The sequence below is a fragment of the Bradyrhizobium altum genome (assembly GCF_020889705.1).
GTDB lineage: Bacteria > Pseudomonadota > Alphaproteobacteria > Rhizobiales > Xanthobacteraceae > Bradyrhizobium > Bradyrhizobium altum.
On the sequence record NZ_JACMYP010000135.1, the window covers coordinates 1 to 24,278 of the forward strand.

Below are 24,278 nucleotides of genomic sequence, written 5' to 3' on the forward strand. Positions count from 1 at the left end.
CGTTGGGCGCGACGCAAACGCAGGCGATTGCGGCAGGTGCATTGATCGGCCCGGCGCAGGTGGCGGCGCGGATTGTCGAAGCGAGCTTGCTGAAGCGCTTCCATCCACTCTGGTCGGCGCGATTGGCCTGCATCGCGCACCCCTTGGGCGCCTGCGTCATCGGCCTGTTTGGCGGTGGCTTTGCCGGGATCTTCGCGCTGCTGCACGGCGCGGGAAACGGCATCCTGACGATCGCACGTGGCACGCTGCCGCTGGCGATATTCGGCCCGAAGCATTACGGCTACCGGCTGGGGCTACTCGGCACGCCATCGCGGCTGTCTCAAGCCATTGCGCCCCTGGTATTCGGATTTCTGATCTCACCGCTCGGCGGCTATACGTTCGCGGTCACGTCGGCTCTCAGCCTGGCCGCGCTGCTGGCGTTGTTCGCACTCAAGGCCGAACCGAAGACCCCCTCCCAGTAGCGTCACGCCCCTTCATCCGCCGAACCGTATCGATGAACGCCTTGATGATCGGGGAGTGGCCGCGGCCGCTGTGATGGGCGATGCTGTACTGGGTCTTGATGGTGCGGTCGCTGATCTCGAGTGCGCGCAGGTTCGGGTGCGGCACGAATTCGAAGTCGGCCACGACGCTGATGCCGAGCCCGCGCTCGACCGCCTTCCACACGCCTTCGCGGCTTTCGATCTCGAACACCGGCTCGATCCTGATGCCCTCGGCCTGCATCGTCGCCTCGAAGGCGCGCCGCGTGGTCGAGCCGCGTTCGCGCAGCACGATGGGCTGGTCGGCGAGCTCGCGCAGCCTGACCGATTTCCGCTTGAACCAGGGATGGTCGCGGTTGACGAACACGATCACGCGGTGCGTGCGATAGGGGATCATGGTGACGCGCGGATCCTCCGGCACCTCCGCCAGGATCGCGACGTCGGCTTCGAAGTCGACGATGTGGCGGAGGGTGCGTTCGGAATTACCGAGCAGGGTCGAGATCTGCACCTCGGGGTGATCGCGCTTGAACGCGGCAATGATCTCGGTGGCGTGAAACGGCCCGACGGTCGCGACCCGCAGATGGCCCTTGGTCGCCTTGCCGTGCGCGGCCAACAATTCGTGCGCCTCGTCGCAGAATGTCATGATGCCGCGGGTGATCTCGAACAGCGCGGCGCCGGCTTCGGTGAGCTCGGTGTGCCGCGGCTTCCGGATCAGAAGCTCGACGCCGTAGGTCTCCTCCAGCTCCTTGACCTGAATGGTCAGCGTCGGTTGCCCGACGTTGAGCACGCGCGACGCCGCGGTGAAGCCGCCATGCGCGGCGACTGCATGGAAGGCGCGAAGCTGGCTGAATACTATTGACATAATCAATAGAACGCATCCGAAGAATGAATTTGTCAATAGCAGGCGGCGCCGTACGTTCGCGCCAAATGGAGGACGCGCGAATGGACTGGAGTTATTCCAACCCGGTGAGGATCGAATTCGGGGCCGACAGCTTCGACAAGCTGCCGGCGCTGATCGGCAAGCGCGCCTATGCGCTCGTGACCTATGGCGAGCCGGTCTTCGCCGAGTTCGAGCGGCGGCTGCGCGATGCGGCGGGGCCTTCGGTCCTGACCATTCGCGACGTCGCCCCCAATCCGGACTACCGCCTGCTCACCGAACAGACCGCGCGCTTTGCCGGGCTCGCCAAACAGCCCGAAGTGATCGTCGCGCTCGGTGGCGGCTCGGTGATCGATTCCGCAAAGGTGTTCGCGGCTGCCGGCGGCGATTTCGCGACCGTCAAGACCTATCTGGAAACGCAGCAGGGCACCGATCGCTTGTCCGCCATTCCGATCATCGCGGTGCCGACCACCGCAGGCACCGGCAGCGAGGTGACGTGCTGGGGCACGGTGTGGGACGAGGCCAACGGCAAGAAATATTCGCTGGCACGGCCGTCGCTTTATCCGACCCATGCCGTGATCGATCCGCGCCTGATGCTCGGCAAGCCGCAGCTTCTGACCATCAGCACCGGGCTCGATGCGCTGTCGCACGCGCTGGAGAGCATCTGGAACGTCAACAACAACCCGGTATCGGCCAACCATGCCGTGGCGGCGGCGCGTGGCGTTCTCGACGTGCTGCCGAGGCTCGCCAATGATCTGGGCAATCTCGAGCTGCGCAGCCGGATGGCGCAGGCGGCGCTGTTCGCTGGCCTTGCGTTCTCCAACACCAAGACCGCGATCGCGCATTCGCTGTCCTATCCGATCACGCTGCGGCACGGCGTGCAGCACGGCATCGCCTGCTCGTTCTCGCTGCCGATGGTGTTGCGCAGCGTGAAAGGGGCGGGCGGGCTCTGCGAGGACAGCCTCCGGCAGATCTTCGGCGCCGACCTGGCGCGCGCCGCCGACGATCTCGAGGACTTCATGGCGCGGCTCGGCATCTCCTGCAATCCGGCCGCCTACAGGATCGAGCGCAGCGAGTGGCACACGCTGATCGCGGATTCGCTCGAGGGCGAGCGCGGTCGCAACTTCCTGGGGTCGAAAGAACGGCTGATCGAGGCATCGCAGACGCTGCGGATGCCGAGCGCGGCGAGCGCGTGACGACGGCGCAGTGACACGGAGAGATATCATGCAAGACAATCGCAAGACCATCACCGTCAACGGACGCCATTACGACGCGCCGACGCGGCCAACAGTCGTGATCTGCCTCGACGGTTCGGAGCCCGGCTATATCGAGCAGGCGATCGAGGCCGGCGTGGCGCCGACCTTCGCGCGCTTCATGAAGGAGGGCGCGCATGTGCATGCCGCGAGCGTGATCCCGAGCTTCACCAATCCGAACAACCTCTCGATCATCACCGGACGGCCGCCCGCGGTGCACGGCATTGCCGGCAATTACTTCTATGACACGGCGAGCAACGCCGAAGTCATGATGAACGATCCGAAGTTTTTGCGCGCGCCGACCATCCTGGCCGCCGTCCATGACGCCGGCTACAAGGTCGCCGCCGTCACCGCCAAGGACAAGCTGCGCACCTTGCTGGCCTACGGGCTCGACTATGCGAGCGGCCGCGCCATCGCGTTCTCGTCGGAGAAGGCCGACCAGGCCACCAGGGCCGCCAACGGCATCGACAATGTGCTCGATTTCGTCGGCCTGCCGCTGCCCGAGGTCTATTCGGCGGACCTGTCGCGCTTCGTGTTCGCGGCCGGCGTCAAGCTGGTCGAGCGCTATCGTCCGGACCTGATGTATCTGTCGACCACCGACTACATCCAGCACAAGGTCGGGCTCGGCACCAAGGTCGCCAACGACTTCTACGCGATGATCGACGGCTATCTCGCCAAGCTCGATGCGCTCGGCTGCAACATCGTGGCGACCGCAGATCACGGCATGAACGACAAGTTCCTGCCCGACGGCAAGCCCGACGTGATCTACCTCCAGGACGTCATGGACGACTGGACGGGTACCGGCGCCGCGCGGGTCATCCTGCCGATCACCGATCCCTATGTCGCCCATCACGGCTCGCTCGGCTCGTTCGCGACGATCTACACGCCCGATGGCGCCGACGTCGACACGCTGCTGATGCGGCTACGCGACATCAAGGGCATCGAAGTGGCGCTGCCGCGCAAGGATGCCTGCGCCCGGTTCGAGTTGCCGCCCGATCGGATCGGCGACATCGTCGTGATCTCGACCAGGCACAAGGTGCTCGGCACCAGCGAATCTCGTCACGATCTGTCCGGCCTGACCGAGCCGCTGCGCTCGCATGGCGGGCTGACCGAGGAGCGGGTGCCGCTGATCGCCAACCGCAAGATCGCGCTGCCGGCCGGTCACGTCTTGCGCAACTTCGACGCCTTCGACGTCGCGCTCAACCGTATCCAGTGACATCCGGACCTTAAGGATACCACCATGAACATCCAGAGCCCGGCCGTTCGCCATGAGCAGATGCGCATCGCAGGCAGCCTCGTCGACACCGACGAGCACGTCGAGGTCTTCAACCCCTACACCAACAAGGTGGTCGGCACCGTGCCGGCGGCGCGCCCGGAGCATGTGCGCAACGCCTTTGCCAAAGCGGCGGCGTTCAAGCCGAAGCTGACGCGTTACGAGCGCCAGCGCATCCTGCTGCGCACCGCGGAGATCCTGGCGGGTCGCAAGGAGGAATTCGCGCGGCTGATCACCGCCGAATCCGGGCTGTGCTGGAAGGACTCGCTCTACGAGGCCGGCCGCGCCTACGACGTCTATTCCTTTGCCGGGCAGCTCGCGATCAAGGACGACGGCGAGACGTTTTCCTGCGACATCAGCCCGCAGGGCAAGGCGCGCAAGATCTTCACGACGCGGACGCCGTTGCTCGGCGCGATCTCGGCGATCACGCCGTTCAACCATCCGCTCAACATGGTGAGCCACAAGATCGCGCCGGCGATAGCCACCAACAACCGCGTGGTGCTGAAGCCGACCGAGATGACGCCGCTGACCGCGCTCGCGCTCGCCGACGTGCTGTACGAGGCGGGGCTGCCGCCGGAGATGCTGTCGGTGGTCACGGGCAATCCGCATTCGATGGGCGATGCGATGATCACCGATCCCGACGCCGATCTCGTGACCTTCACCGGCTCGGTCAGGGTCGGCAAGCACATCGCCGACAGAGCCGGCTACAAGCGCCTGGTGCTCGAGCTCGGCGGCAACGATCCCTTGATCGTGATGGAGGACGCCGACCTCGAGAAGGCAGCCGAGCTCGCGGTCACCGGCGCGACCAAGAATTCCGGCCAGCGCTGCTCGGCCGTCAAGCGCATCCTCTGCGTCGAGGCGGTTGCCGACGACTTCGCGGCCCTTGTGTTGAAGAAGGCACGCACCCTGAAGTGCGGCGATCCGATGGACCCGACGGTCGATGTCGGCACCGTGATCCATGAGGGCGCAGCGAAGGAATTCGAGCGCCGGGTCAACGCTGCGGTTACCGACGGCGCCGAGCTCTTGCACGGCAACGACCGCAAGGGCGCGCTGTATCCGCCGACGGTGGTCGACCGGATTCCCTATACCAGCGAGCTGGTGATGCAGGAGACCTTCGGTCCTGTCATCCCGATCATCCGCGTGCCCAACGACATCGAGAGCGTGATCCGGATTTCGAACGCGACCGCATTCGGCCTGTCGTCCGGCGTCTGCACCAACCGGCTCGACTACATCACGCGATTCGTCAACGAACTCGACGTCGGCACCGTCAACGTCTGGGAAGTGCCGGGCTACCGGATCGAGATGTCGCCGTTCGGCGGCATCAAGGACTCCGGCCTTGGCTACAAGGAAGGCGTGCAGGAGGCGATCAAGAGCTTCACCAACGTCAAGACCTATTCGCTGCCCTGGCCGGTCTAGGGACGCGCGTCGATCCGAAGGGAGGGCCGCACGCGCGCAACAACAACAGCGCGGCGGCCGAGGCTGAACAACAAAACAATCATCAGGGAGGCTGCAATGTCGATCACGTTCAGTCCGTCGAGCATCGGCTCGGTCGGAGTCCAGAATCCGGAGCTTGCGACATCGTTCCGCCGCGCGCAGTGGCGGATGCTGTTCGCGGCGATGTTCTGCTATCTGTTCTTCTACACCGGGCGGCAAACCTTCGGCTTCGCCATTCCCGGCATCCAGGCCGAGTTCGGCGTCAGCAAGGAGGCGCTGGGCTGGGCCAGCGCGGCGCTATTGTGGTGCTACGCGGTCGGGCAGGCCATCAACGGCAATCTCGGCGACAAGTTCGGCGGCCGCCGCGTGATGAGCGCGGGTGCGATCCTCTCCTTCATCATGAACTGGGCGACCAGCCTTTCGACAGGGATCGTCAGCCTCACCGCGTTCTGGGGCATCAACGGTTATTTCCAGTCGATGGGCTGGGCGCCGGGCAGCCGCCTGCTGTCGAACTGGTGGGGCCGGCACGAGCGCGGCACGGTCTACGGGCTCTACACCTTTGCGGCCGGTCTCGCCTCGGTGCTGTCGTTCGTCACGTCGCTGGTCGTGGTCGGCTATTTCCAGCTCGACTGGCGCTGGATCTTCCGCATTCCGGTGGTGCTGCTGCTGCTCGGCGGCATCGCGTTCTATCTGATCGCGCGCGAGAAGCCCGAGGACATGGGCTTTGCTTCGCCGCATGACGAGGCCGACGACGTCACCGCAAGCGAAGCCGCGGTCGACGCCAATGAGGGCTCGCTCGCGCGCTACAGAGCGGTGCTGTCGAACTGGCGCCTGCTCGTCGCCGGCGTCTCGATCGGCTTCCAGAACGCGGCGCGCTACGGCCTTTTGGTGTGGGTGCCCGTTCACTTCCTCGGCAGCAACTGGGCCAAGGCCGGCGCCACCTCGGCGATCGATCCACGCTGGATCAGCATCGCGCTGCCGGTCGGCATGGCGGTCGGCGCATTCAGCAACGGTTGGGTGTCGGACAAGGTGTTCGGCTCGCGCCGCTACCTCGCCATCGTGCTCTATATGGTGCTCGCCGCGGTCACCGCGCTGTGCATGTACGCGATCCCGACCACCGAGATCTATCTCGGCATGACCGTGCTGTTCCTGTGCGGCTTCTTCACCTATGGCCCGCAATCCTCGTTCTGGGCGCTGTGCCCGGATCTGGTCGGCCACAAGCGGGCAGGGACCGCAACCGGGGTGATGAATTCCTTCGCTTATCTGTTCGCCGGTCTCGGTGAGCCGATCATCGGCCACTTCATGGACAAGCATAACCAGACCTCACTGGTGTTCCTCGTCGTCGCGGTCTGCGCGACGTCCAGCGCGGTGGTGGCAGCCTTCATCCGCCGCTAGTTCACCCACATGCGTCCTGGGCATCCGCCCGGGACGCCGCCGTCAGGGCATCTTGTAGCCCGGATGAGCGAAGCGATATCCGGGGCTGCTGTGGTCCCCGCATGTCGCTTCGCTCATGCGGGCTACGTGCGTTCCCGCAGTCGGCGGAACGCCGCCGCGCGCGAGCGCTGGAGCCCAAACGCGGCGCCAATTCGCTGAAATCGTCTGGCCGAGCCGGCGAACTGACGCCCAATCTCCGATCACAACTGCTCAATCGCAATGCATTTGAATGTAAATATATAGTTATATCAATGTATTATAGAAAGTTGCATGCAGAATGCAAAATGTGCTTGTCGCCTCGCGCCGGTTAAAGCAGACTTTGCGTGGGGCAGCAGGGGCCGATGACCTTCAATGACGAAGGTCGCGCGGGGCAAAAAACAATCTGCCGGCAGAGGAGCGAGCAATGAGCGATCAGGTGTCCACCATCGCAATGGCAGATACGGCGAAGCCTTCCGGCGTGCGCTGGAAGATCTTCCTGCTGATGCTGTTCCTGATCTCGATCAACTATATCGATCGCGCCTCGCTGTCGGTCGCGATGCCCGTCATCGCCAAGGAGTTCGACATCGATCCGGCGATGCAGGGCCTGATCCTGAGTTCGTTCTTCTGGACCTACGCGCTGATGCAGGTGCCGGGCGGCATGCTCGCCGATCGCTTCAAGCCGCGCATCGTGATCGCGCTCGCGACGCTGTTCTGGGGGTTCTTCCAGGCGCTGGCGGCGCTGTCCACCAGCTGGATGCTGCTGCTTCTGACCCGGCTCGGGCTCGGCGCGTCGGAAGCGCCGATCTATCCGGCCGGCGGCAAGCTCAACGCGATCTGGATGACGCAGACCGAACGCGGCCGCGGCGCCACCTTGCTGGACGGCGGCGCGCCGCTCGGCGCTGCGCTGGGCTCGATCGTGATCGCCTGGCTGATGGCGGCGTTCAGCTCCTGGCGCGTCGCATTCGTCCTCGCGGGCGTCGGCACCATGCTGTGCGGACTGTGGGCCTGGTACTACATCCGCAACGCGCCGCGCGAGCATCCGTCGGTCAATGAAGCCGAGGCGCGCTATCTCGAGGAGGCGCATGCGATCGAGGACGCGGCGACGCCGCCGTCGTCGGGCGCAAGCGGGATGGCCTATTTCCGCTTCCGTTCGGTCTGGTGCATGTGCCTGGGCTGGATGTTCTTCAACACCACGTTCTATGGCCTGTTGACCTGGATGCCGACCTATCTGTTCAAGGTGCACGGCTTCGACATCAAGGCGCTCGGCGGCGCATCCTTCATCATCTTCTTCGCGGGCTTCGTCGGCGAACTGGTCGGCGGCTGGATCGGCGATGGCTGGCGCGCGCGGGGCGGGGCGCCCAACACGGTGTTCCGTACCCTGTTCGGCATCGCGGCGATCATGGCGACCGTGTCGATCTTCCTCGTCGCCTATGTCACCAACGCGGTCGTGGTCGTGGTGCTGCTGTCGACGACGCTGTTCTTCCTGCGATGGTGCGGCATGTACTGGGCGATCCCGTCGGCGCTGGCGGGCCGCGGCAAGTCCGGCTTCCTCGGCGGCTGCATGAATCTCGGCGGCAACATCGCCGGCATCACGACACCCCTGATCGTCGGCTTCATCGTGCAGGCCACCGGCTCTTACTTCCTCGCCCTGATGTATTTCGCCGCCGCGGGCATTGCGCTGTTGATCTGCTCGACCCTGATCGATTACAGCCGCAAGCTCCCGGTCTGAAACGAAGACGGCCGAATCCTGCCAGGGGTTCGGCCGGTTGATGAGGCAAGCGAATGACACCTCCCGTCCGGCTCGGCATGCTGACGCCGTCGTCGAATACCGCACTCGAGCCGATCACCTGCGCGATGCTATCAGGCGTCGACGACGTCTCGGCGCATTTCTCGCGCTTCAAGGTGACGGAGATCGCGCTGTCGGAGCAGGCGCTGCGCCAGTTCGACGCCAGCGAGATTCTTCGCGCGGCAGAGTTGCTGGCGCATGCCAAGGTCGACGTGATCGCCTGGAACGGCACCTCGGCAAGCTGGCTCGGCTTCGATCGCGACGAGAGCCTGTGCGAGCAGATCACCGCGGCGACCGGGATCAAGGCCTGCACCACGGTGCTGGCCTATCGCGACCTGCTGCGGCGGATCGGCGCCAGGCGCATCGGGCTGGTGACGCCGTATCGCAGGGATGTGCAGGACAGGATCATCGCCAACTGGAATTCGGCGGGGCTGCATTGTTTTGCCGAGCGGCATCTGTCGCTGCAGGACAATTTTTCTTTTGCCGAGGTCAGCGAGGCCAAGGTCGCGGACCTGATCGAGGAGGTGGTGCGCGAGGGCTGCGATGTTGCCGTCGTGCTCTGCACCAACATGCGCGGCGCGGGCGCCGCCGAACGGCTGGAGCGCGGTTTTGGTGTGCCGGTGCTGGACTCGATTGCGGTGACGCTGTGGGCGTGTCTCACAGCTGTGGGCTGCGATCCGTCGCGCGTGCACGGCTGGGGCAGCCTGTTCACCAACCCCGACCTGCGCGCAGCGACCGCGATCCCCAATCATGACGACGAAGGCGTGCGGTGACTGAAGCCAAGCCGACCAGACGTGGCAAGGAACCGAAGCGCGCGATCACGGCGCTGCAACGGCGCCGGCTGCGCGTGCCGCGGGTCGGACTGCACGAGCAGGCGGCGGCGCGGCTACGCACGATGATCGTGCGCGGCGAGCTGGCACCGGGACAGTCGTTGGGGGAGGCGGACCTGTCCGACGCGCTCGGCATTTCGCGCACCCCGCTGCGCGAGGCGCTGAAGCAATTGGCAAACGAAGGCCTGGTCGAGCTGCGGCTCAACCACAGTGCCGTGGTCGCGCCGTTCCGCCGCGCCGAGCTGACCGAATTGTTCGAGGCGGTCAGCGGCATCGAGCGCTGCGCCGCCGAACTCGCCGCGCTGCGCATGGAGGATGCCGACTTCGAGCGGCTCGATGCGCTGCAGGACAAGATCGAGTGGCATCACGGCCGCGGCGAGTTGCGCGACTATTTCCAGGCCAACCAGCAGATCCATTCGGCGATCGTCGGCTTCGCGCGCAACGCGGTGTTAAAGGCGACGCACGAGGCGCTGCTGGCGCGGGCCGAGCGGGCGCGTTTCTTCGCGCTCTCGGTGCTCGGGCGCTGGGATGAATCGGTGCGCGAGCACCAGGATATCCTGGCCGCGCTCAGGCGCCGCGATGCGGCCCGTGCCGGGCAAATGCTGGCCCACCACGTGCGCCGCACCGGCGAGATCGTCGCCGAGACGCTGGATGGCAAGGCACTGAACAACGAGGCGGATGACGCCGCGGCGCCGGACACTCCCGCAAAGCCGCGCGGCCGCAAGACGAGGAACGTTGCGCCATGAAGATCCTGCTGCTCAATCCCAACACGACGGCGGCAGTGACCGATCTGCTCCATGCCGCCGGCAGCAAGGTGGCTTCAGCCGGCACCGAGCTCGTGCCCGCGACCGCCGCGCGCGGCGTGCCTTATATCGCGACCCGCGCCGAGGCGCAGATCGGCGGTGCGATCGCGCTGGAGATGCTGGCCGAGGCCGGCCCGGGCATCGATGCCGCCATCATCGCCGCGTTCGGCGATCCCGGACTGTTCGGCGCGCGCGAGCTGTTCGCGTTTCCGGTGGTGGGATTGGCCGAGGCCGCGATGCTCACCGCCTGCATGCTCGGCCGGCGGTTCTCCATCGTGACCTTCGCCGGCGCGCTGGCGCCCTGGTACGAGGAATGCGTCGCCATGCACGGGCTCGCCGCGCGCTGCGCCGGCATCCGCACGCTCGACGGTAGCTTCCAGTCGATCTCCGACGTGCAGGCCGAGAAGGAAGAGCTGCTGGTCGCGCTCGCCAACCGGGCGGTCGAACAGGACGGCGCCGACGTCGTCATTCTGTCAGGCGCGCCGCTCGCAGGCCTTGCCGCAAAGGTCCGCGACCGCATTCCGGTGCCGGTGGTCGATCCGGTCGCGGCCGCCGTGCGCCAGGCGGAGACGCTTGCCGTGCTCAAGCCGCGCAAGGCGGTCGCCGGCACCTTCCGGCGGCCCGATCCGAAACCGACGCTCGGGCTGGCCGAGCCGCTTGCTGCCTTCATCGAACATCGCTCACCAAAAGAGGGGACAGACTGATGTCCTTCGACACCATCATCCGCGGCGGCACCGTCGTCACCGCTGCCGACACCTTCGCCTGCGATGTCGGAATCCGTGACGGCAAGATCACGGCGCTCGGCCGCGATCTCGGCGATGCGGCCACGATCATCGACGCCACCGACCGGCTCGTGCTGCCCGGCGGCATCGACAGCCATGTCCATTTCGCCCAGCCATCGGGCGACGGCATCGTGATGGCCGACGGCTTTGCCAGCGGCACCCGCTCGGCGGCGTTCGGCGGCAACACCACCGTGCTGCCGTTCTGCCTGCAGGAGAAGGGCCAGACGTTGCGCGAGGCGCTCAAGCACTACCATTCGCTGGCCGACGGCGAATGCCATGTCGACGTCGCCTTCCATCTGATCGTCACCGATCCGACCGAGCACGTGCTGGGCCAGGAGCTGCCGGCGCTGGTCGAGGACGGCTACACCTCGCTCAAGGTCTTCATGACCTATGAAGGGCTGGCGCTGTCGGATCGCGAATTGCTCGAGACCATGTCGGTCGCGCGTGAGACTGGCGCGATGCTGATGGTGCATGCGGAAAACTTCGACGCCATCCGCTTCCTGACCGATCGGCTGGAACGCGCCGGCAACACCGCGCCGCGCTTCCACGCGACCTCCCGGCCGATCCCGGTCGAGCGCGAGGCGACGCACCGCGCGATCTCGCTGTCCGAGCTCGTCGACGTGCCGATCATGATCGTGCATGTCTCGAATCGCGAAGCGATGGACGAGATCCGGCGCGCGCAGCAGCGGGGCTTGCGGGTGATGGGCGAAACCTGCCCGCAATATCTGATGCTGACCGAGAACGACCTCGATCAGCTCAACATGGAAGGCGCGAAATACGTCTGCTCGCCGCCACCGCGCGACGTCGCCAGCCAGCAGGCGTGCTGGGAGGGCTTGCAGCAGAAGGTATTCTCGGTGTTCTCGTCGGACCATTGTCCGTTCCGCTACGACGACCCGCAAGGAAAGCTCGCGCCCAAGGGGCGTACCAGCTTCCGCTGGGTGCCGAACGGCATCCCGGGGGTGGCGACGCGGCTGCCGATCCTGTTCTCCGAGGGCGTGGTGAAGGGGCGCATCGACCTCAACAGCTTCGTCGCCTTCAGCGCCACCAATCACGCCAAGATCTACGGCCTCTATCCGCGCAAGGGCACGATCGCCGTCGGCTCGGATGCCGACATCGCGCTGTGGGATCCCAAGCGCAAGGTGACGATCCGCCACCAACTGATCCATGACGGCTCGGACTACACGCCCTATGAGGGGCTCGAGGTCACCGGCTGGCCGGTGCTGACCATGGTGCGCGGCAAAGTGGTCGTCGACGACGGCACCCTTGTCGGCAGCAAGGACCACGGCACATATTTGCCGCGCGCCAAACCTCCGGCGGGAGCGACCATCCCGTAACACGCGACGGAAGTAACCCGCGAAACAAGAAGGCAGGAGACCACCATGCCCTACGCGACGACAGATGACGGCGTGCGGCTCTATTTCGAGGAGACCGGATCCGGCCATCCGGTGATCCTGGTCCATGAATTCGCCGGCGACCTGCGCAGCTACGAGCCGCAGATGCGGCATTTCGGCAAGCGTTTCCGCACCGTCGCCTACAATGCGCGCGGCTTTCCGCCGTCTGACGTGCCCGAGCAGGTCGCGTCCTATTCGCAGGCGCGCGCCGCCGACGATATCCTGGCGGTGCTCGATCACATCGGCGCGCCGAAGGCGCATATCATCGGCCTCTCGATGGGCGGCTTCGCGACCTTGCATTTCGGATTGCGTCATCCCGCGCGCGCGCTGTCGCTGTGCATCGGCGGCTGCGGCTATGGCGCCGAGCTCGACAAGCGCGAGACGTTTCGCGCCGAGGCCGACGTGATCGCCGGCATGATCCGCAAGGAGGGCATGCCGGCCTTCGCCGAGCGTTACGCCTATGGCCCGACGCGCGTGCAGTACGAGAACAAGGATCCGCGCGGCCACGCCGAGTTCAAGGCCATGCTCGCCGAGCACTCGGCGGTGGGATCGGCCAACACCCAGCAGGGCGTGCAGAAGGAGCGTCCCTCGCTCTACACACTGGTCGACGAGATGAAGCGCATCACGGTGCCGACGCTGATCATCACCGGTGACGAGGATTGGCCGTGCCTGCTGCCGGGCATTTTGATGAAGCAGAGCATCCCGTCGGCCGCGCTCGCCGTCATGCCCAACTGCGGCCATGCCATCAACATCGAGGAGCCCGACGAATACAACCGGATCGTCGGCGATTTCCTGGCGCAGGTCGAAAGCGGTCGCTGGCCACAGCGCGATGCCAGGGCAGTGAGCGCCTCGATCACCGGGATGAAGGGTTAGACGGCATCCTCGACTGCCGCCACGCGGCTACCAGGGAATCGTCCCGAGCGTTGCGTGTGTGAATGTGCCTGTGGGGCTCTCCGGGCCGAGCAGGGCAACGCGCACCGCCTCGCGGGCGCCTTCCGCGACGGTCTCGGTGCCTGCATAGCCGTTCAGGTTCGTTCGGGTGAAGCCGGGGGACACGGCATTGACCTTGATCCCCTCTGCCTCAAGCTCGATCGCCATCGCGAGCGTGATTGCGTTGAGCGCGGTCTTGGACGCGGGGTAGACCGGGCCGAAGATCGGACGGTGCGGATTGGCAGGGTCCGCGTTGCGGGTCAGCGAGCCGGCGCCGCTCGACACGTTGACGATGCGCCCGCCCGGTGCCTTGCGCAGCAGCGGCAGCATCGCCTGATAGACGGCAAGGACGCCGAACACGTTGGTCTCCCAGACCGCGCGCATTTCATCGAGCGATACGTTGCTCGGACGGGTGGTCGCCGCGTAATCCTCGACGGACTGGTCCGGCCGCTTTCGCGTATTCGAGATCGCGGCGTTCTGGATCAGGATGTCGAGGCGGCCAAATTCCTTGCCGATGCGCTCGGCGGCGGCGGCGATCGAGGCCTGATCGGTGACGTCAAGCTGGAGCGGGTGGGCGTCCGCGCCGATCTCGCCGGCCGCGGCCACGCCGCGCGCGAGGTCGCGCGACCCGACCAGCACCGTGAGCCCGTGTGAAGCGAGGTCCTTTGCGATCTGAAGGCCGATTCCCTGATTGGCCCCGGTGACCAGGGCGATGCGCTTGTCTTGCATGTTGACCTCTTGTCCTAGCTTCGGCTCGACTCGGCCCAAATCACGGCGTCGGCACCGGCGGGGATCCGCATCGGGCTCGACGGATCGGTCACCGCGCGCCACACCGCTTCGGCGACGTCCTCGGCCGTGGTGACCGGCCCCGGTTCGCCGAACCCAGCGAAGACGCTCTGCACGAGCTCGGCATAGGCCGCGTGGTCGAGGCCCTGCGCGTGGGCGCGCGCAGTATCGCCGAAGCGGGTCTCCGGCGAACGGCCGGGCAGCACCAGGCGCGCGCGCACGCCGAACTGCGCGAGCTCCAGTGCCATCGATTCGGTGAATGCGTTCACCGCCGCCTTGGTCGCGGCGTAGGACGCGATCAAAGGGATCGATCTCAACGTCACGCTCGAGGTGACGTTGACAACAACGCCGGCCCTGCGTTGCCTGAACTGCGGCAGCACTGCCTGCGTGAGAGCCATCGTGCCGAATGTGTTGGTCTCGAACAGCTCGCGGATCGTCGCCATCGGCGTGGCTTCGAATGGCGACGCTGCGCCGAAGCCCGCATTGTTGACGAGGGCATCGATCGGTCCCGCGGCCTCGACAGCGCGATGGATACTGTCGGGATCGGTGACGTCGAGCGCGAGCACGCGCAGATGCGCCGAACGCGGCAGCACATCCTCGCGCGGCGTGCGCATCGTCGCGATGACCTTCCAGTCGCGGTCGAGAAAGTATTTCGCGGTTTCAAGTCCGAAGCCGGACGGGCATCCGGTGATCAAGATGGTGTTCATGGGGGCTCTTGGAAGTGATTTGACTGGCACAGACGATAGGTATCAGTGGTCGGACTCTCTATGTTTGAAAGTCCAAGAGTCATTTGCAGGAGTCCGGACATGATCGACCCGCTTGCGGAGGTCGTCACGCTGCTGCAGCCAAGCGCCCGGTTCTCGAAGGCCGTGGTCGGCGCCGGAGCGTGGCATGTCCGCCGCTCCGATGCCGGACAGCCGTTTTATTGTGTGGTCCTCGAGGGCGGGTGCTGGCTTGAGGTCGACGATCGCGAGGCGATCGAGCTGGGGGCGGGCGACTTCATTCTGGTCCCCGCGGCGTATGACGTCGCGATGTCGAGCCTCGCGCGGTTTTCCGAGCCGACCGCCGAAACACGTCCCGTCGCGCTCGCCACCGGAGAGTTCAGGATCGGAGACCAGGACGGTCCAACCGATCTGCGGATGCTGATCGGCCATTGCAGCTTCGGCTCGGCGGACGCGAGCCTGCTGGTGTCGCTGCTTCCCCAACTGGTGCATGTGCGCGGCGAACCGCGGCTCGCCACCCTGATGCAGTTCGTCCGTGACGAATTCCGTGAACGACGCCCGGCGCGCGATGTGATCCTGGCCCGTCTGCTCGAGGTTCTCCTGATCGAAGCGTTGCGCTCGACGGCGGGTACCGCGGCGTCGCCGGGTCTCGTGCGCGGGCTCGCCGACGAGCGTCTCGCTGTTGCGATCCGCCGGATGCATGAGAGCCCGACGCGGGCGTGGACGGTCGCGCAACTGGCGAAGGAGGCGGCGCTGTCGCGTTCGGCATTCTTCGACCGGTTCAGCCGCGCTGTCGGCGTCGCGCCGATGGAGTATCTGCTGGCCTGGCGCATGGCGATGGCCAAGAACATGCTCCGGCAGAATGAAAGCGGCATCGCCGAAATCGCCGAACGCGTCGGCTACGGCTCAGCAAGCGCGTTCAGCGTCGCGTTCACCCGCCATGTCGGATTGTCGCCGACGCAATATGCGCGGGAGCAGATTGCGCCGTGACGCGCGTGCCGGCGTCATCGAGATAGAGATCAATCCAACATCCTTCGCAAGCGCTGCAACCGACGCGTGAATCGGACGCGCGATGATGAATCGCTGTGATGAAACTTACACAGGGCTGTCATCGGCGATGGATAACTTGTCGCATGTCGACGTCATAAATCCTTAAAAAGTGGGGCAAGAAGTGAAGGCGAAATTCCTTTCAACGGTCGGAGTCTGTCTGGTCGCTGCTGCTGCAGTTGTGTGCAGCGCCGCCGCTCACGACGATGATAGAGATCACGATCATCGTCATCCGCACGACATTCACACGGCAACGCCGATCAAGCATCTCGTCGTGATCTTCAACGAGAACCGCTCGTTCGATCACTATTTCGCAACCTACCCGAATGCGGCCAATCCGACCGGCTCGATTCCGTTCACGGCCAAGCCGCATACGCCGAAGGTCAACAACCTCGCCAACGCCAATCTGCTGACCAACAACCCGAACACCAATGCGGCCAACGGCACGGGCGCGACCAATCCGTTCCGGCTCGATCGCACCCAGGCCAACACGCGCTCGCAGAATCACGCCTATACGCCCGAGCAGCAGGCGGTCGACAACGGCAAGGAAGACCTGTTTCCGAAGTTCACCGGTCGCGGCACTGCCGGCGGCGTCGGCGCCTTCGGCACCAACGGGCAGGTGATGGGTTATTTCGACGGCAACACCGTCACCGCGTTCTGGAACTACGCACAGAACTTCGCGATGAGCGACAACAACTGGACCGACACCTTCGGTCCGTCGACGCCCGGCGCGCTCGAGGTGGTCTCCGGCCAGACCAATGGTGCGCAGAACATCGTCGGCACGTCATCGTCGATCGCCGACGGCCAGGGCGGCCTGACGCTGATCGGTGATACCGACCCTGCCTACGACGCGTGCTCGAGCACGACCAGCCAGGTCCTGATGACCAGCAAGAACATCGGCGACCTGCTCAACGCCGAGCACATCAGCTGGGGCAGCTTCATGGGCGGCTTCGACCTGACGCTCAAGAACAGCAACGGCACCACCAACTGCGCCCGCAGCACCTTCTCGAGCAACGTCAACGGCACCATCGTCGACTACATCCCGCACCACGCCTGGTTCCAGTACTACAAGTCGACCGCCAACCCGACCCATGCGCGGCCGAGCTCGGTGAACGCTGTGGGCCACAGCTACGTTCCCGGCGGCAAGACGCTCGATCCGGCCAATCATGCCTACGATCTCGAGGACTTCTACGCTTCGGTGAAGGCCGGCAACCTCCCGGCGGTCTCCTACATCAAGATGCCGGCCTATCAGGACGGTCATCCCGGCAACTCCGATCCGCTCGATGAGCAGGCCGGCAATGTCGAGCTGATCAACTTCCTGCAGAAGCAGCCGGAGTGGCGCGACACCGCGGTCATCATCACCTATGACGACTCCGACGGCTGGTACGACCACCAGTACACGGCGCCGATCAGCGCCTCGTATGATCCGACCGCAGACCAGGTCAACGGTCCCGGCCAGTGCGGCCGCGGCATCGGCAAGCAGACGCAGCCGAATGGCCTGAACGGTCAGCCGGTGAACGGCCGCTGCGGTCCCGGCACGCGGACCCCGTTCATTGTGATCTCGCCTTACGCCAAGAAGAACTTCGTCAGCCACACCCGCATCTCGCAGGCGTCGGTCGTGCGCTTCATCGAAGACAACTGGCTGCACGGCCAGCGTCTCGGCGGCGGCTCGTTCGACGCCAGCGTCGAATCGATCACGGACATGTTCGACTTCGATCATGGACACGATCACGATCACGACGGCGACGATCGGCAGAACAAGCTGTTCCTCGATCCGACGGCCGGCACGGTCATCGTCAGCCCGTCTGACGATCATCACCATCACTAACGCTCTGGGATCACTGGACGTCATATGAACGGCCGCATGTTGTGGCTTCTCGGCGCCGGCCTGCTCTGCATGGCCGGCGCCGTTGCGGCAGTCGAGACCCAAGGACTTCCGGGGACAAATCCGAACCCGGTGCAGCTCAGGCGTCCGCCGGTCGCCCCGCTGTCCGGCATGGCGCAGCTCGGCCAGAAGATCTTCTTCGACGCGTCGCTGTCGTCGTCGGGCGCATTGTCGTGCGCCTCCTGTCACAGTCCGGACCACGCCTACGGACCGCCCAACGATGCGGCGGTCATGTTCGGCGGCCCCGCACAATCGCGGCAGGGAACGCGCGCCGTTCCCGGCCTGACCTATCTGGAACGCCAGCCGAATTTCAGCATCGGACCCGAGAAGGACGAGGACGACAATCTCGTCGACTTCGCGCAACTGGCTGCGGCAGGTCAGCAGGCTGCGCGTGCGAAAAAGGTCGCGACCGGGACCGCGGCGTCGGCGGTCAACATCGTGCCGCAGGGTGGGCTGTTCTGGGACGGCCGCGCCGATACGCTGCAGGACCAGGCGATCTTCCCGCTGCTCGATCCCAATGAGATGGACGGCGGCAGCATCGAGGTGGTGGCGCAGAAGCTGCGCCAGGCAAGCTATGCGCCGCGCCTTGCCGAGCTGTTCGGCGCTCAGGTCTTCGACAACACGCGGCTGCTGGTCGCGGAAGCGATGTTCGCGGTCGCGCGCTATCAGGTCGAGGAGCCGAGCTTCCATCCCTACAGCAGCAAATTCGACTACTGGCTGGAAGGCAGGGCGCGGCTAAGCGAGAGCGAGTTGCGCGGCCTGCAATTGTTCAACGATCCGGACAAGGCCAATTGCGCCGGCTGCCATACGTCGTCGCCGACCCGCGACGGCCTGCCGCCGCTGTTCACCGATCACCAGTATGAGGCGCTCGGCGCGCCACGCAACGCCGCGCTCGCCAGCAACCGCGATCCCAACTATTTCGATCTCGGGGTCTGCGGCCCGTATCGCACCGACATTGCCGAGCAGACGCAATATTGCGGGATGTTTCTGACACCGACCTTGCGCAACACCGCAACCCGCCGCGTGTTCTTTCACAACGGCGTCTTCACGAGCCTCGAGCAGGTGCTCGATTTCTATAACTTCCGCGATACCAATCCGGAGAAGGTCTACCCGCGTGCGGCCGACGGTACGGTGCGGAAATACGACGATCTGCCGGAAAAGCATCACGGCAATGTCGACGTCGCCGATCCGCCGTTCGAGCGTCATCTCGGCGACACGCCTGCGATGACCGCGCAGGACGAAGCCGACATCATCGCCTTCCTGAAGACGTTGACCGACGGTTACCAGCCGGAGCGGTGAGCGGTCGCGACGGCTCATCGCGGAACCCATGCGTGAGTTGGCAGGTCCTCGTCATGCGCGCATAATGGGCGCATGAATGTGGTCGAAGGCAACGGCGCCAGAATTCCCGCGATCGGGCTCGGCACGTGGGAGCTGCGTGGGCGGACCTGCGCCCGCATCGTCGAGCAGGCGCTGCGGCTCGGTTACCGGCACATCGACACCGCCCAGATTTATGACAATGAGCGCGAGGTCGGCGAGGGGCTGCGCGCCTCCGGCATCAAGCGCGACGATGTGTTCCTGACCACCAAGATCTGGACCACACATTTCATGGCGAAGGATCTCGAACGTTCGGCCAAAGAGAGCCTGGCACGGTTGCGTCTGACCGAGGTCGATCTGTTGCTGCTGCACTGGCCGCATCCGCACGTGCCGCTTGCCGAGACGGTCGGCGCGCTGGCGCGGGTCAAGCAGGCGGGACTGGCGCGGCATATCGGGGTCTCGAACTTCAACGTGGCGCTGATCGAGGAGGCGGTGGCGGCGTGCCCCGAGCCGCTCGCCTGCGATCAGGTCGAGTACCATCCTTATCTCGGCCAGGCCGACGTGATCGAGGCGTGCACGCGCCAGGGCATGGCGTTCGTCGCCTACAGCCCGATCGCGAAGGGACGCGTCAAGGGCGACCGCGCGCTGGCGCGGATCGGCGACCGTTATCGCAAGACGGCTGCCCAGGTCTGCCTGCGCTGGCTGGTGCAGCAGAATGTCTCCGCGATCCCGCGCACCTCGAAGCTCGAGCGGCTCCAGGAAAATCTGGACATCTTCGACTTCGAGTTGTCGGATGAGGACATGCGCGAGATTTCGGCCATCGGGAGCGCGGCCGCGCGCTGACGGCCCATCTGAACGCCCGTGGCGCGTTGGGTCCTTGCCTGTGAATCGCCGCGCGGAAAATGGCTGGGCAGCGGTCCGGATCATGCTATTGCGCGCTGGCGGACTTGCGGTTTTGCGCCGAATGGGGATTGAGGCAGGCGGGTTCCACCCGGTATTGTGACCGGCGGGGAGACGACACTGATGTGATCGAGTGGGATGAAGTTTCGGCCAAACGCGGATCTGATGGCATCGGTGTTCGTGCACCTGATGCTGCTCGCGCTGATTTTCCTGTATTCGGAGGTGCATCAGTTCGATCCGGTCGCCGCTGACACGGTGCCGGTCGAGATCGTGACGCCGCAGGAGGTTGCCAGGAGCGAGGTCCAGACCGAGACCAAGCCCGATCCGGTGCCGAGCCCGTCGCCGACGCCCGAGCTGCAGTTGCCGTCGCTCGACAAGCCGGTCGACACCGCCAAGTCCGAACCACCGGCGCAAGCCCCGGCACCTCAGCCGCAACAGGCCCAGCAGCAACCGCCGCAGAAGCAGGCGACTCCGCCCGAGCCCAAGCCCAGCCCGGCTCCGCAGCATGCTGCGGTCGAGCCGCCGGCACCGCAGACGCCGGCACCGCAGACGCCGCCGATGCCCCAGCCAATGGCGCAGCAAGCAGCGACCCCGTCGCCACCCGCCTATGTGCAGCCCGAGCCGGACCTGTCCGTCAAATACAATGTCATGCTCGGTTTGCCGCCCGACATCCCGATCAAGCCGCCGGCGGAAGCGCCGCACGGCCCCGGTCCCGGCAAGGACAATTTTGACGCCGCGGCCACGGAGCAGGCCGACGTCGGCTCCAGCGTGGTCGCCGAGTTCCGCCGTCATCTGAAGAGCTGCATGAAACTCCCGGCGACGCTGAGCACCGGCGATGACGTCAGGATCAAGCTCAGGGTGTTCATGAAGCCCGACGGCAAGCTCGGCGCGGCGCCGTTGCTGATCGAAGCCACCGCATCGGAAAAGGGGCCGCTGCTGCTCAAGAGCGCGACCGAGGCGCTGCAGGCCTGCCAGCCTTACGCGATGCTGCCGCGGGATCGCTACGGCGAATGGAAGGTGCTCGACCTCGATTTCACCCCGCGCGATTTCGCGTCGTAAGCGGAGGCAAGTCTCAGCTTCCCATCGCCTGCCAGGCGTTCGAGGCGAACTGCCGGCGCCAGATCACGATGACGACCGCGGCGGTCGTGGCGAACAGCACCCAGGGGCTGACGAACCAGCCGAGATAGGCGAGCGCGAAGAAGAACGCGCGCTGGCCACGGTTGAAGTGCCGGCCCGCGGTTTCGAACAGCCGCGTGGTGCGGATCACATGGGCCTCGGCCTCCGGCGTATCGCGCTGGCCGGCCGGCGGCATCGCACCGAACAGGATCGCAACATAGTTGAACAGGCGATAGGCCCAGGCGAACTTGAAGAAGGTGTAGATGAAGATCAGGATCAACCCGATGCACTTGATCTCCCACAGCGCGGGCGAGGGCGTCAGGTTGACCGGCAGCGCACCGAGCACCGCGAGCGCGTCACTGGTCGCGCGCAGCAGCGCCAGCGCGCCGCCGATCGCGATCAGGCTGGTGGAGGCAAAGAACGCGGTGCCGTTCTGCAAGCTGGCCATGATCTGCATGTCGACCATCCGCGCATCCCGGTTGAGCAGATTGCGTACCCAGATCTCGCGATAGACATGCATCCGCGCCGACAGGCTGTCGCGTCCGTAGGCGGTGTGCTCCAGCGTGATGGCGTAGACCAGCCATTCCAGCGCGAAGAAGCCGACGGCCAGGATGTCGACCCAATAGCCGGTCATGGTGCCTTCCTTCGTCAATGCGCGGTGGCGGGTCCGCGCAGCGCTGCATCCCGCGTCATGTACAGGTTGAACGCGTGCAATGCACTATGGCAAACTGACGTGGCAACAGGATTCACAGGCATGCTCAAGCTCGTCATCGGCAACAAGAACTATTCGTCATGGTCGATGCGGCCCTGGCTGGCGCTGCGCGCCAACGACATCCCGTTCGAGGAAATCTTCGTTCCGCTCTACACCGACCAGGCTGACAAGGACCGCATCCTCAGCTTCAGCAAGGCCGGCAAGGTGCCGACGCTGATCGACGGCGACGTCACGGTGTGGGATTCGCTGGCGATCATCGAATATCTCGCCGAGAGGTTTCCCGAGGCGAAGCTCTGGCCGTCGGATCGCGCCGCGCGCGCGCATGCCCGCGCGATCTCGGCGGAGATGCACTCCGGCTTCGTGCCGCTGCGCAGCGAATGTGGCATGAACCTGCACCGGCCGATCCGCGCCGTCGCGCTGTCGGACGATGCGCGGGCCAATGTGGCGCGGATCGAGGAGATCTGGGCCGATTGCCACGCGCGCTACGGCAAGCAGGGCCCGTTCCTGTTCGGGGCATTCTCCGGGGCGGACGCGATGTACGCGCCCGTGGTGCATCGCTTCCGCACCTACGCGATTCCGGTGAAGGCCGAGGCGCAGCATTATGTCGATGCCATGATGCAGCTTCCGGCCTTCCAGCAATGGACTCGCGACGGGCTGGCCGAGACGCTGCGGATCGAGCGATTCGAGGATGCCTGACCGGTCCTGCGCTGCCGAATTGTGACAGGCTGTGGCAAAGATCGCGGCTTGACGCCGCAGGGCCGAAGGCGTCGAATCCGAAAAACCGGTTTTGCAAGTCGTGAAAGGACTTAGACCATGGGCATTCTCGATTCCCTGGAGAATTCACCGGAGCTGAAAGGCATGCTTGGCCAGCTCGGGGCGGCCGTCATCCCCGTCGTGCTCGGTCAGGTGATGGGCAATGGCGGGCAGGGCGGCTTGTCGGCGATCGTGGCCAAGCTCGAGCAGGCCGGCCTCGGCGAACAGGTCAAATCCTGGATCGGCACCGGCCAGAACCTGCCGATCACCGCCGAGCAGCTCCAGGAGGTGCTGGGCAGCGACACCGTCAAGCAACTCGCCGCCAAGTTCAACATTCCGGTCGACCAGCTGTCCAAGGTGCTGGCCCAGCAACTTCCGGCTGCGGTCGACGGCGCGAGCCCCAACGGAAAGTTGCCGCATACCGCCTGAGGGTGTGGAACCGGGTTCCGGCCGAGGTCGGCGGGCAATTTCCGGCTGGCACGTAAATTGCTGCCTATCGCCCTGAAAAACCTGCAAAATCGCACCTTCGCCATGCCCCAATCTTGCTGGATTTGGGGCGGTGCGATGTGCTAGGTTGCCGCAGGGTTCTCAAAATGCCGGCTTGAGCTATCGGGACTGTCAGCTCAGCCAGCAATCTCTAAGAAAATGGAGAGGGCGTTGAAGCATAAGTACTCGATTGGCGAGATCGTCTATTTCACGGCCAGCAACGTGGCGCGCCCCGCTGCGAGCGGCACCTATGAGGTGATCCGCCTGTTGCCGACCGACGGTGACGATTGCCAGTATCGCATCAAGAGCTCGACTGAAGCTTTCGAACGGGTGGCCAAGGAGAGTCAGCTCGCGCTGTCCTGAACGCGTTGTGCGCAAGCCGGTGGCTGGAGCGGGTTCCGCGCCGTCGCCGTCAAAAGGCCCTGTTCGCAGACCCATTGTGCTGAAGGTTGGACGTCGGGATGGCGGCGTTCGCCGTAGCCGGCTGTGCTTACGCTGTGTTGAGGGACATCGCGCATGAATTGGGCTTCCTCGCTGGATCAGATCTGGCGCTCACCGACCTTCCCGATGTGGCTGACGCTGGCCGCGGCGGGCTTCTTTGGGATCGTCGTTCTGGTTACGCTGCTTCGCGCGGAAAAGTCCGTCGCCAATGGCGCGCTGACCGTCATTACGCTGCTGTCGATCGCGGTTGCGGTCGCCGCCACGATCCGCGGCTTCGGGCCGGGCGGGCAGGCGGCGCCCGCCGACACACGGACGGCGCAATTCACCAGCCAGACCGCGCCGGCGCTGGCCTGCGTCGACGACCTCGCCGGAGATGCCGTTCTCAATGCCTGCGAGAAGGTGCTGTTCGGTTCGTCCGATACTGCCGCGGCGGCGGTCAGCTATGCGGCGGCGCAGATCTCGCGCCTGACCGCGCTCGGCGACCTCGCAACCGCGGAGCGCAATTCCACCACCGAGTTGCAGGCGCTGCGCCGCGCCATCGAGCACGACCGCTACGGTCTGGTGGCCTACGCGCTGATGGCGCGAGACCACTGCACGCCGACCGCGTGCCCGGCGTTCCGCTCGCTGGGCGACAACCATCAGATCATCAACAACATGAACGAGCGGACCTACGAGAATCTGGTCACGCGCTACGCGGCGTCCTGGAACGCTCCGGGCGGCGCGCAGGCCTCGGCTGCCAGCGGCCTGGTGGCCGCGCTGCCGCAGTCGTTGCCCACCGGCAAGCCGACCAATGCGGAGTTTCCGAGTGCATCGTCGACGCCGCCGGTCAGCATCATGACGCCCGAACCGGCGAAACCGGCCGCAGCGG

General features: G+C 65.4%; 23 protein-coding genes and 1 pseudogene. 20 read left to right on the forward strand and 4 right to left on the reverse strand.

Going from position 1 to position 24,278, the window contains the following annotated elements:
* Window positions 1-461, forward strand: a pseudogene (locus H8B02_RS27990) (MFS transporter); the annotation flags it as partial.
* Here H8B02_RS27990 and H8B02_RS27995 read toward each other — a convergent pair.
* Window positions 430-1,338: a LysR substrate-binding domain-containing protein gene (locus H8B02_RS27995; RefSeq protein ID WP_229169197.1), complete on the reverse strand. Its 909-nt coding sequence runs from the start codon at window positions 1,336-1,338 to the stop codon at window positions 430-432. The pseudogene H8B02_RS27990 and the gene H8B02_RS27995 sit on opposite strands and share 32 nt — an antisense overlap.
* A gap of 80 nt (window positions 1,339-1,418) precedes the next feature.
* On the opposite strand from H8B02_RS27995, the gene psrA reads away from it, so the two are divergent.
* The 10 genes from psrA to H8B02_RS28045 all read left to right on the forward strand — a co-directional run bounded on the left by psrA (window position 1,419) and on the right by H8B02_RS28045 (window position 13,191).
* Window positions 1,419-2,549 (forward strand): iron-containing alcohol dehydrogenase PsrA, encoded by a 1,131-nt coding sequence (gene psrA / locus H8B02_RS28000; RefSeq protein ID WP_229169198.1) that lies wholly within the window; start codon window positions 1,419-1,421, stop codon window positions 2,547-2,549.
* A 25-nt stretch (window positions 2,550-2,574) separates the two neighbouring features.
* A complete protein-coding gene (phnA, locus tag H8B02_RS28005) occupies window positions 2,575-3,822 on the forward strand; it encodes a phosphonoacetate hydrolase (RefSeq protein WP_229169217.1) in 1,248 nt (415 codons plus the stop codon).
* 24 nt (window positions 3,823-3,846) lie between these two features.
* Complete coding sequence (gene phnY, locus H8B02_RS28010) at window positions 3,847-5,295, forward strand: phosphonoacetaldehyde dehydrogenase (protein WP_229169199.1); 1,449 nt, start codon at window positions 3,847-3,849, stop codon at window positions 5,293-5,295.
* Between the two features lie 96 nt (window positions 5,296-5,391).
* A complete protein-coding gene (locus tag H8B02_RS28015) occupies window positions 5,392-6,708 on the forward strand; it encodes an MFS transporter (protein ID WP_229169200.1) in 1,317 nt (438 codons plus the stop codon).
* A 442-nt stretch (window positions 6,709-7,150) separates the two neighbouring features.
* Window positions 7,151-8,455 (forward strand): MFS transporter, encoded by a 1,305-nt coding sequence (locus tag H8B02_RS28020; protein WP_229169201.1) that lies wholly within the window; start codon window positions 7,151-7,153, stop codon window positions 8,453-8,455.
* 53 nt (window positions 8,456-8,508) lie between these two features.
* Window positions 8,509-9,285, forward strand: a complete 777-nt coding sequence (locus tag H8B02_RS28025) for a maleate cis-trans isomerase family protein (protein WP_229169202.1) — start codon at window positions 8,509-8,511, stop codon at window positions 9,283-9,285.
* 74 nt (window positions 9,286-9,359) lie between these two features.
* Window positions 9,360-10,088 (forward strand): GntR family transcriptional regulator, encoded by a 729-nt coding sequence (locus tag H8B02_RS28030; RefSeq protein ID WP_312001285.1) that lies wholly within the window; start codon window positions 9,360-9,362, stop codon window positions 10,086-10,088.
* A complete protein-coding gene (locus tag H8B02_RS28035; protein ID WP_229169204.1) occupies window positions 10,085-10,849 on the forward strand; it encodes an aspartate/glutamate racemase family protein in 765 nt (254 codons plus the stop codon). Before H8B02_RS28030 ends, H8B02_RS28035 begins: the two co-directional genes overlap by 4 nt.
* Window positions 10,849-12,261 carry a dihydropyrimidinase gene (gene hydA / locus H8B02_RS28040; protein WP_229169205.1) on the forward strand — a complete coding sequence of 471 codons (1,413 nt, stop codon included), beginning with the start codon at window positions 10,849-10,851 and terminating at the stop codon, window positions 12,259-12,261. The genes H8B02_RS28035 and hydA overlap by 1 nt, the downstream gene beginning before the upstream one ends.
* A 45-nt stretch (window positions 12,262-12,306) precedes the next feature.
* Window positions 12,307-13,191 carry an alpha/beta fold hydrolase gene (locus H8B02_RS28045; protein WP_229169206.1) on the forward strand — a complete coding sequence of 295 codons (885 nt, stop codon included), beginning with the start codon at window positions 12,307-12,309 and terminating at the stop codon, window positions 13,189-13,191.
* Window positions 13,192-13,218: 27 nt separating this feature from the next.
* On the opposite strand, the gene H8B02_RS28050 is transcribed toward H8B02_RS28045, so the two are convergent.
* Window positions 13,219-13,977, reverse strand: a complete 759-nt coding sequence (locus H8B02_RS28050; protein WP_229169207.1) for an SDR family NAD(P)-dependent oxidoreductase — start codon at window positions 13,975-13,977, stop codon at window positions 13,219-13,221.
* 14 nt (window positions 13,978-13,991) lie between these two features.
* On the reverse strand, window positions 13,992-14,741 hold the full coding sequence (locus H8B02_RS28055; RefSeq protein ID WP_229169208.1) for an SDR family oxidoreductase: 750 nt from the start codon (window positions 14,739-14,741) through the stop codon (window positions 13,992-13,994).
* Between the two features lie 99 nt (window positions 14,742-14,840).
* Between H8B02_RS28055 and H8B02_RS28060 the strand changes: the two genes are divergently transcribed.
* The 5 genes from H8B02_RS28060 (at window position 14,841) to tolA (ending at window position 20,961) form a co-directional block, all read left to right on the forward strand.
* Window positions 14,841-15,746 (forward strand): AraC family transcriptional regulator, encoded by a 906-nt coding sequence (locus H8B02_RS28060; RefSeq protein ID WP_229169209.1) that lies wholly within the window; start codon window positions 14,841-14,843, stop codon window positions 15,744-15,746.
* Between the two features lie 181 nt (window positions 15,747-15,927).
* On the forward strand, window positions 15,928-17,631 hold the full coding sequence (locus H8B02_RS28065; RefSeq protein WP_229169210.1) for a phospholipase C: 1,704 nt from the start codon (window positions 15,928-15,930) through the stop codon (window positions 17,629-17,631).
* Between the two features lie 36 nt (window positions 17,632-17,667).
* Window positions 17,668-18,987 carry a cytochrome-c peroxidase gene (locus H8B02_RS28070; RefSeq protein ID WP_229169211.1) on the forward strand — a complete coding sequence of 440 codons (1,320 nt, stop codon included), beginning with the start codon at window positions 17,668-17,670 and terminating at the stop codon, window positions 18,985-18,987.
* Window positions 18,988-19,059: 72 nt separating this feature from the next.
* Window positions 19,060-19,845: an aldo/keto reductase gene (locus tag H8B02_RS28075; RefSeq protein WP_229169212.1), complete on the forward strand. Its 786-nt coding sequence runs from the start codon at window positions 19,060-19,062 to the stop codon at window positions 19,843-19,845.
* Between the two features lie 195 nt (window positions 19,846-20,040).
* On the forward strand, window positions 20,041-20,961 hold the full coding sequence (gene tolA / locus H8B02_RS28080) for a cell envelope integrity protein TolA (protein ID WP_229169213.1): 921 nt from the start codon (window positions 20,041-20,043) through the stop codon (window positions 20,959-20,961).
* A 13-nt stretch (window positions 20,962-20,974) separates the two neighbouring features.
* Here tolA and H8B02_RS28085 read toward each other — a convergent pair whose 3' ends face one another.
* The gene (locus H8B02_RS28085; protein ID WP_229169214.1) at window positions 20,975-21,652 is read right to left on the reverse strand and encodes a DUF599 domain-containing protein; all 678 of its coding nucleotides are present in this window, start codon (window positions 21,650-21,652) and stop codon (window positions 20,975-20,977) included.
* A 120-nt stretch (window positions 21,653-21,772) separates the two neighbouring features.
* Here H8B02_RS28085 and H8B02_RS28090 point away from each other — a divergent pair, with 120 nt between their 5' ends.
* The 4 genes from H8B02_RS28090 to H8B02_RS28105 all read left to right on the forward strand — a co-directional run.
* A complete protein-coding gene (locus tag H8B02_RS28090; RefSeq protein ID WP_229169215.1) occupies window positions 21,773-22,426 on the forward strand; it encodes a glutathione S-transferase family protein in 654 nt (217 codons plus the stop codon).
* Window positions 22,427-22,543: 117 nt separating this feature from the next.
* Window positions 22,544-22,912: a YidB family protein gene (locus tag H8B02_RS28095; RefSeq protein ID WP_176530795.1), complete on the forward strand. Its 369-nt coding sequence runs from the start codon at window positions 22,544-22,546 to the stop codon at window positions 22,910-22,912.
* Window positions 22,913-23,128: 216 nt separating this feature from the next.
* A complete protein-coding gene (locus H8B02_RS28100; protein WP_092114848.1) occupies window positions 23,129-23,332 on the forward strand; it encodes a hypothetical protein in 204 nt (67 codons plus the stop codon).
* A 153-nt stretch (window positions 23,333-23,485) separates the two neighbouring features.
* A partial coding sequence (locus tag H8B02_RS28105) for a hypothetical protein (protein WP_229169216.1) occupies window positions 23,486-24,278 on the forward strand: 793 nt, incomplete at its 3' end.

Excerpts from the sequence above, each read along its gene's own strand:
- tolA (WP_229169213.1), top strand. The coding sequence starts at position 20,041 with ATGAAGTTTCGGCCAAACGCGGATCTGATGGCATCGGTGTTCGTGCAC.
- H8B02_RS28035 (WP_229169204.1), top strand. The coding sequence starts at position 10,085 with ATGAAGATCCTGCTGCTCAATCCCAACACGACGGCGGCAGTGACCGAT.
- H8B02_RS28020 (WP_229169201.1), top strand. The coding sequence starts at position 7,151 with ATGAGCGATCAGGTGTCCACCATCGCAATGGCAGATACGGCGAAGCCT.
- H8B02_RS28085 (WP_229169214.1), bottom strand. The coding sequence starts at position 21,652 with ATGACCGGCTATTGGGTCGACATCCTGGCCGTCGGCTTCTTCGCGCTG.
- H8B02_RS28070 (WP_229169211.1), top strand. The coding sequence starts at position 17,668 with ATGTTGTGGCTTCTCGGCGCCGGCCTGCTCTGCATGGCCGGCGCCGTT.
- phnY (WP_229169199.1), top strand. The coding sequence starts at position 3,847 with ATGAACATCCAGAGCCCGGCCGTTCGCCATGAGCAGATGCGCATCGCA.
- H8B02_RS28025 (WP_229169202.1), top strand. The coding sequence starts at position 8,509 with ATGACACCTCCCGTCCGGCTCGGCATGCTGACGCCGTCGTCGAATACC.
- H8B02_RS27995 (WP_229169197.1), bottom strand. The coding sequence starts at position 1,338 with ATGTCAATAGTATTCAGCCAGCTTCGCGCCTTCCATGCAGTCGCCGCG.
- H8B02_RS28060 (WP_229169209.1), top strand. The coding sequence starts at position 14,841 with ATGATCGACCCGCTTGCGGAGGTCGTCACGCTGCTGCAGCCAAGCGCC.
- H8B02_RS28050 (WP_229169207.1), bottom strand. The coding sequence starts at position 13,977 with ATGCAAGACAAGCGCATCGCCCTGGTCACCGGGGCCAATCAGGGAATC.
- H8B02_RS28075 (WP_229169212.1), top strand. The coding sequence starts at position 19,060 with ATGAATGTGGTCGAAGGCAACGGCGCCAGAATTCCCGCGATCGGGCTC.
- psrA (WP_229169198.1), top strand. The coding sequence starts at position 1,419 with ATGGACTGGAGTTATTCCAACCCGGTGAGGATCGAATTCGGGGCCGAC.
- H8B02_RS28015 (WP_229169200.1), top strand. The coding sequence starts at position 5,392 with ATGTCGATCACGTTCAGTCCGTCGAGCATCGGCTCGGTCGGAGTCCAG.
- H8B02_RS28095 (WP_176530795.1), top strand. The coding sequence starts at position 22,544 with ATGGGCATTCTCGATTCCCTGGAGAATTCACCGGAGCTGAAAGGCATG.
- H8B02_RS28045 (WP_229169206.1), top strand. The coding sequence starts at position 12,307 with ATGCCCTACGCGACGACAGATGACGGCGTGCGGCTCTATTTCGAGGAG.
- H8B02_RS28055 (WP_229169208.1), bottom strand. The coding sequence starts at position 14,741 with ATGAACACCATCTTGATCACCGGATGCCCGTCCGGCTTCGGACTTGAA.
- H8B02_RS28100 (WP_092114848.1), top strand. The coding sequence starts at position 23,129 with ATGGAGAGGGCGTTGAAGCATAAGTACTCGATTGGCGAGATCGTCTAT.
- H8B02_RS28090 (WP_229169215.1), top strand. The coding sequence starts at position 21,773 with ATGCTCAAGCTCGTCATCGGCAACAAGAACTATTCGTCATGGTCGATG.
- hydA (WP_229169205.1), top strand. The coding sequence starts at position 10,849 with ATGTCCTTCGACACCATCATCCGCGGCGGCACCGTCGTCACCGCTGCC.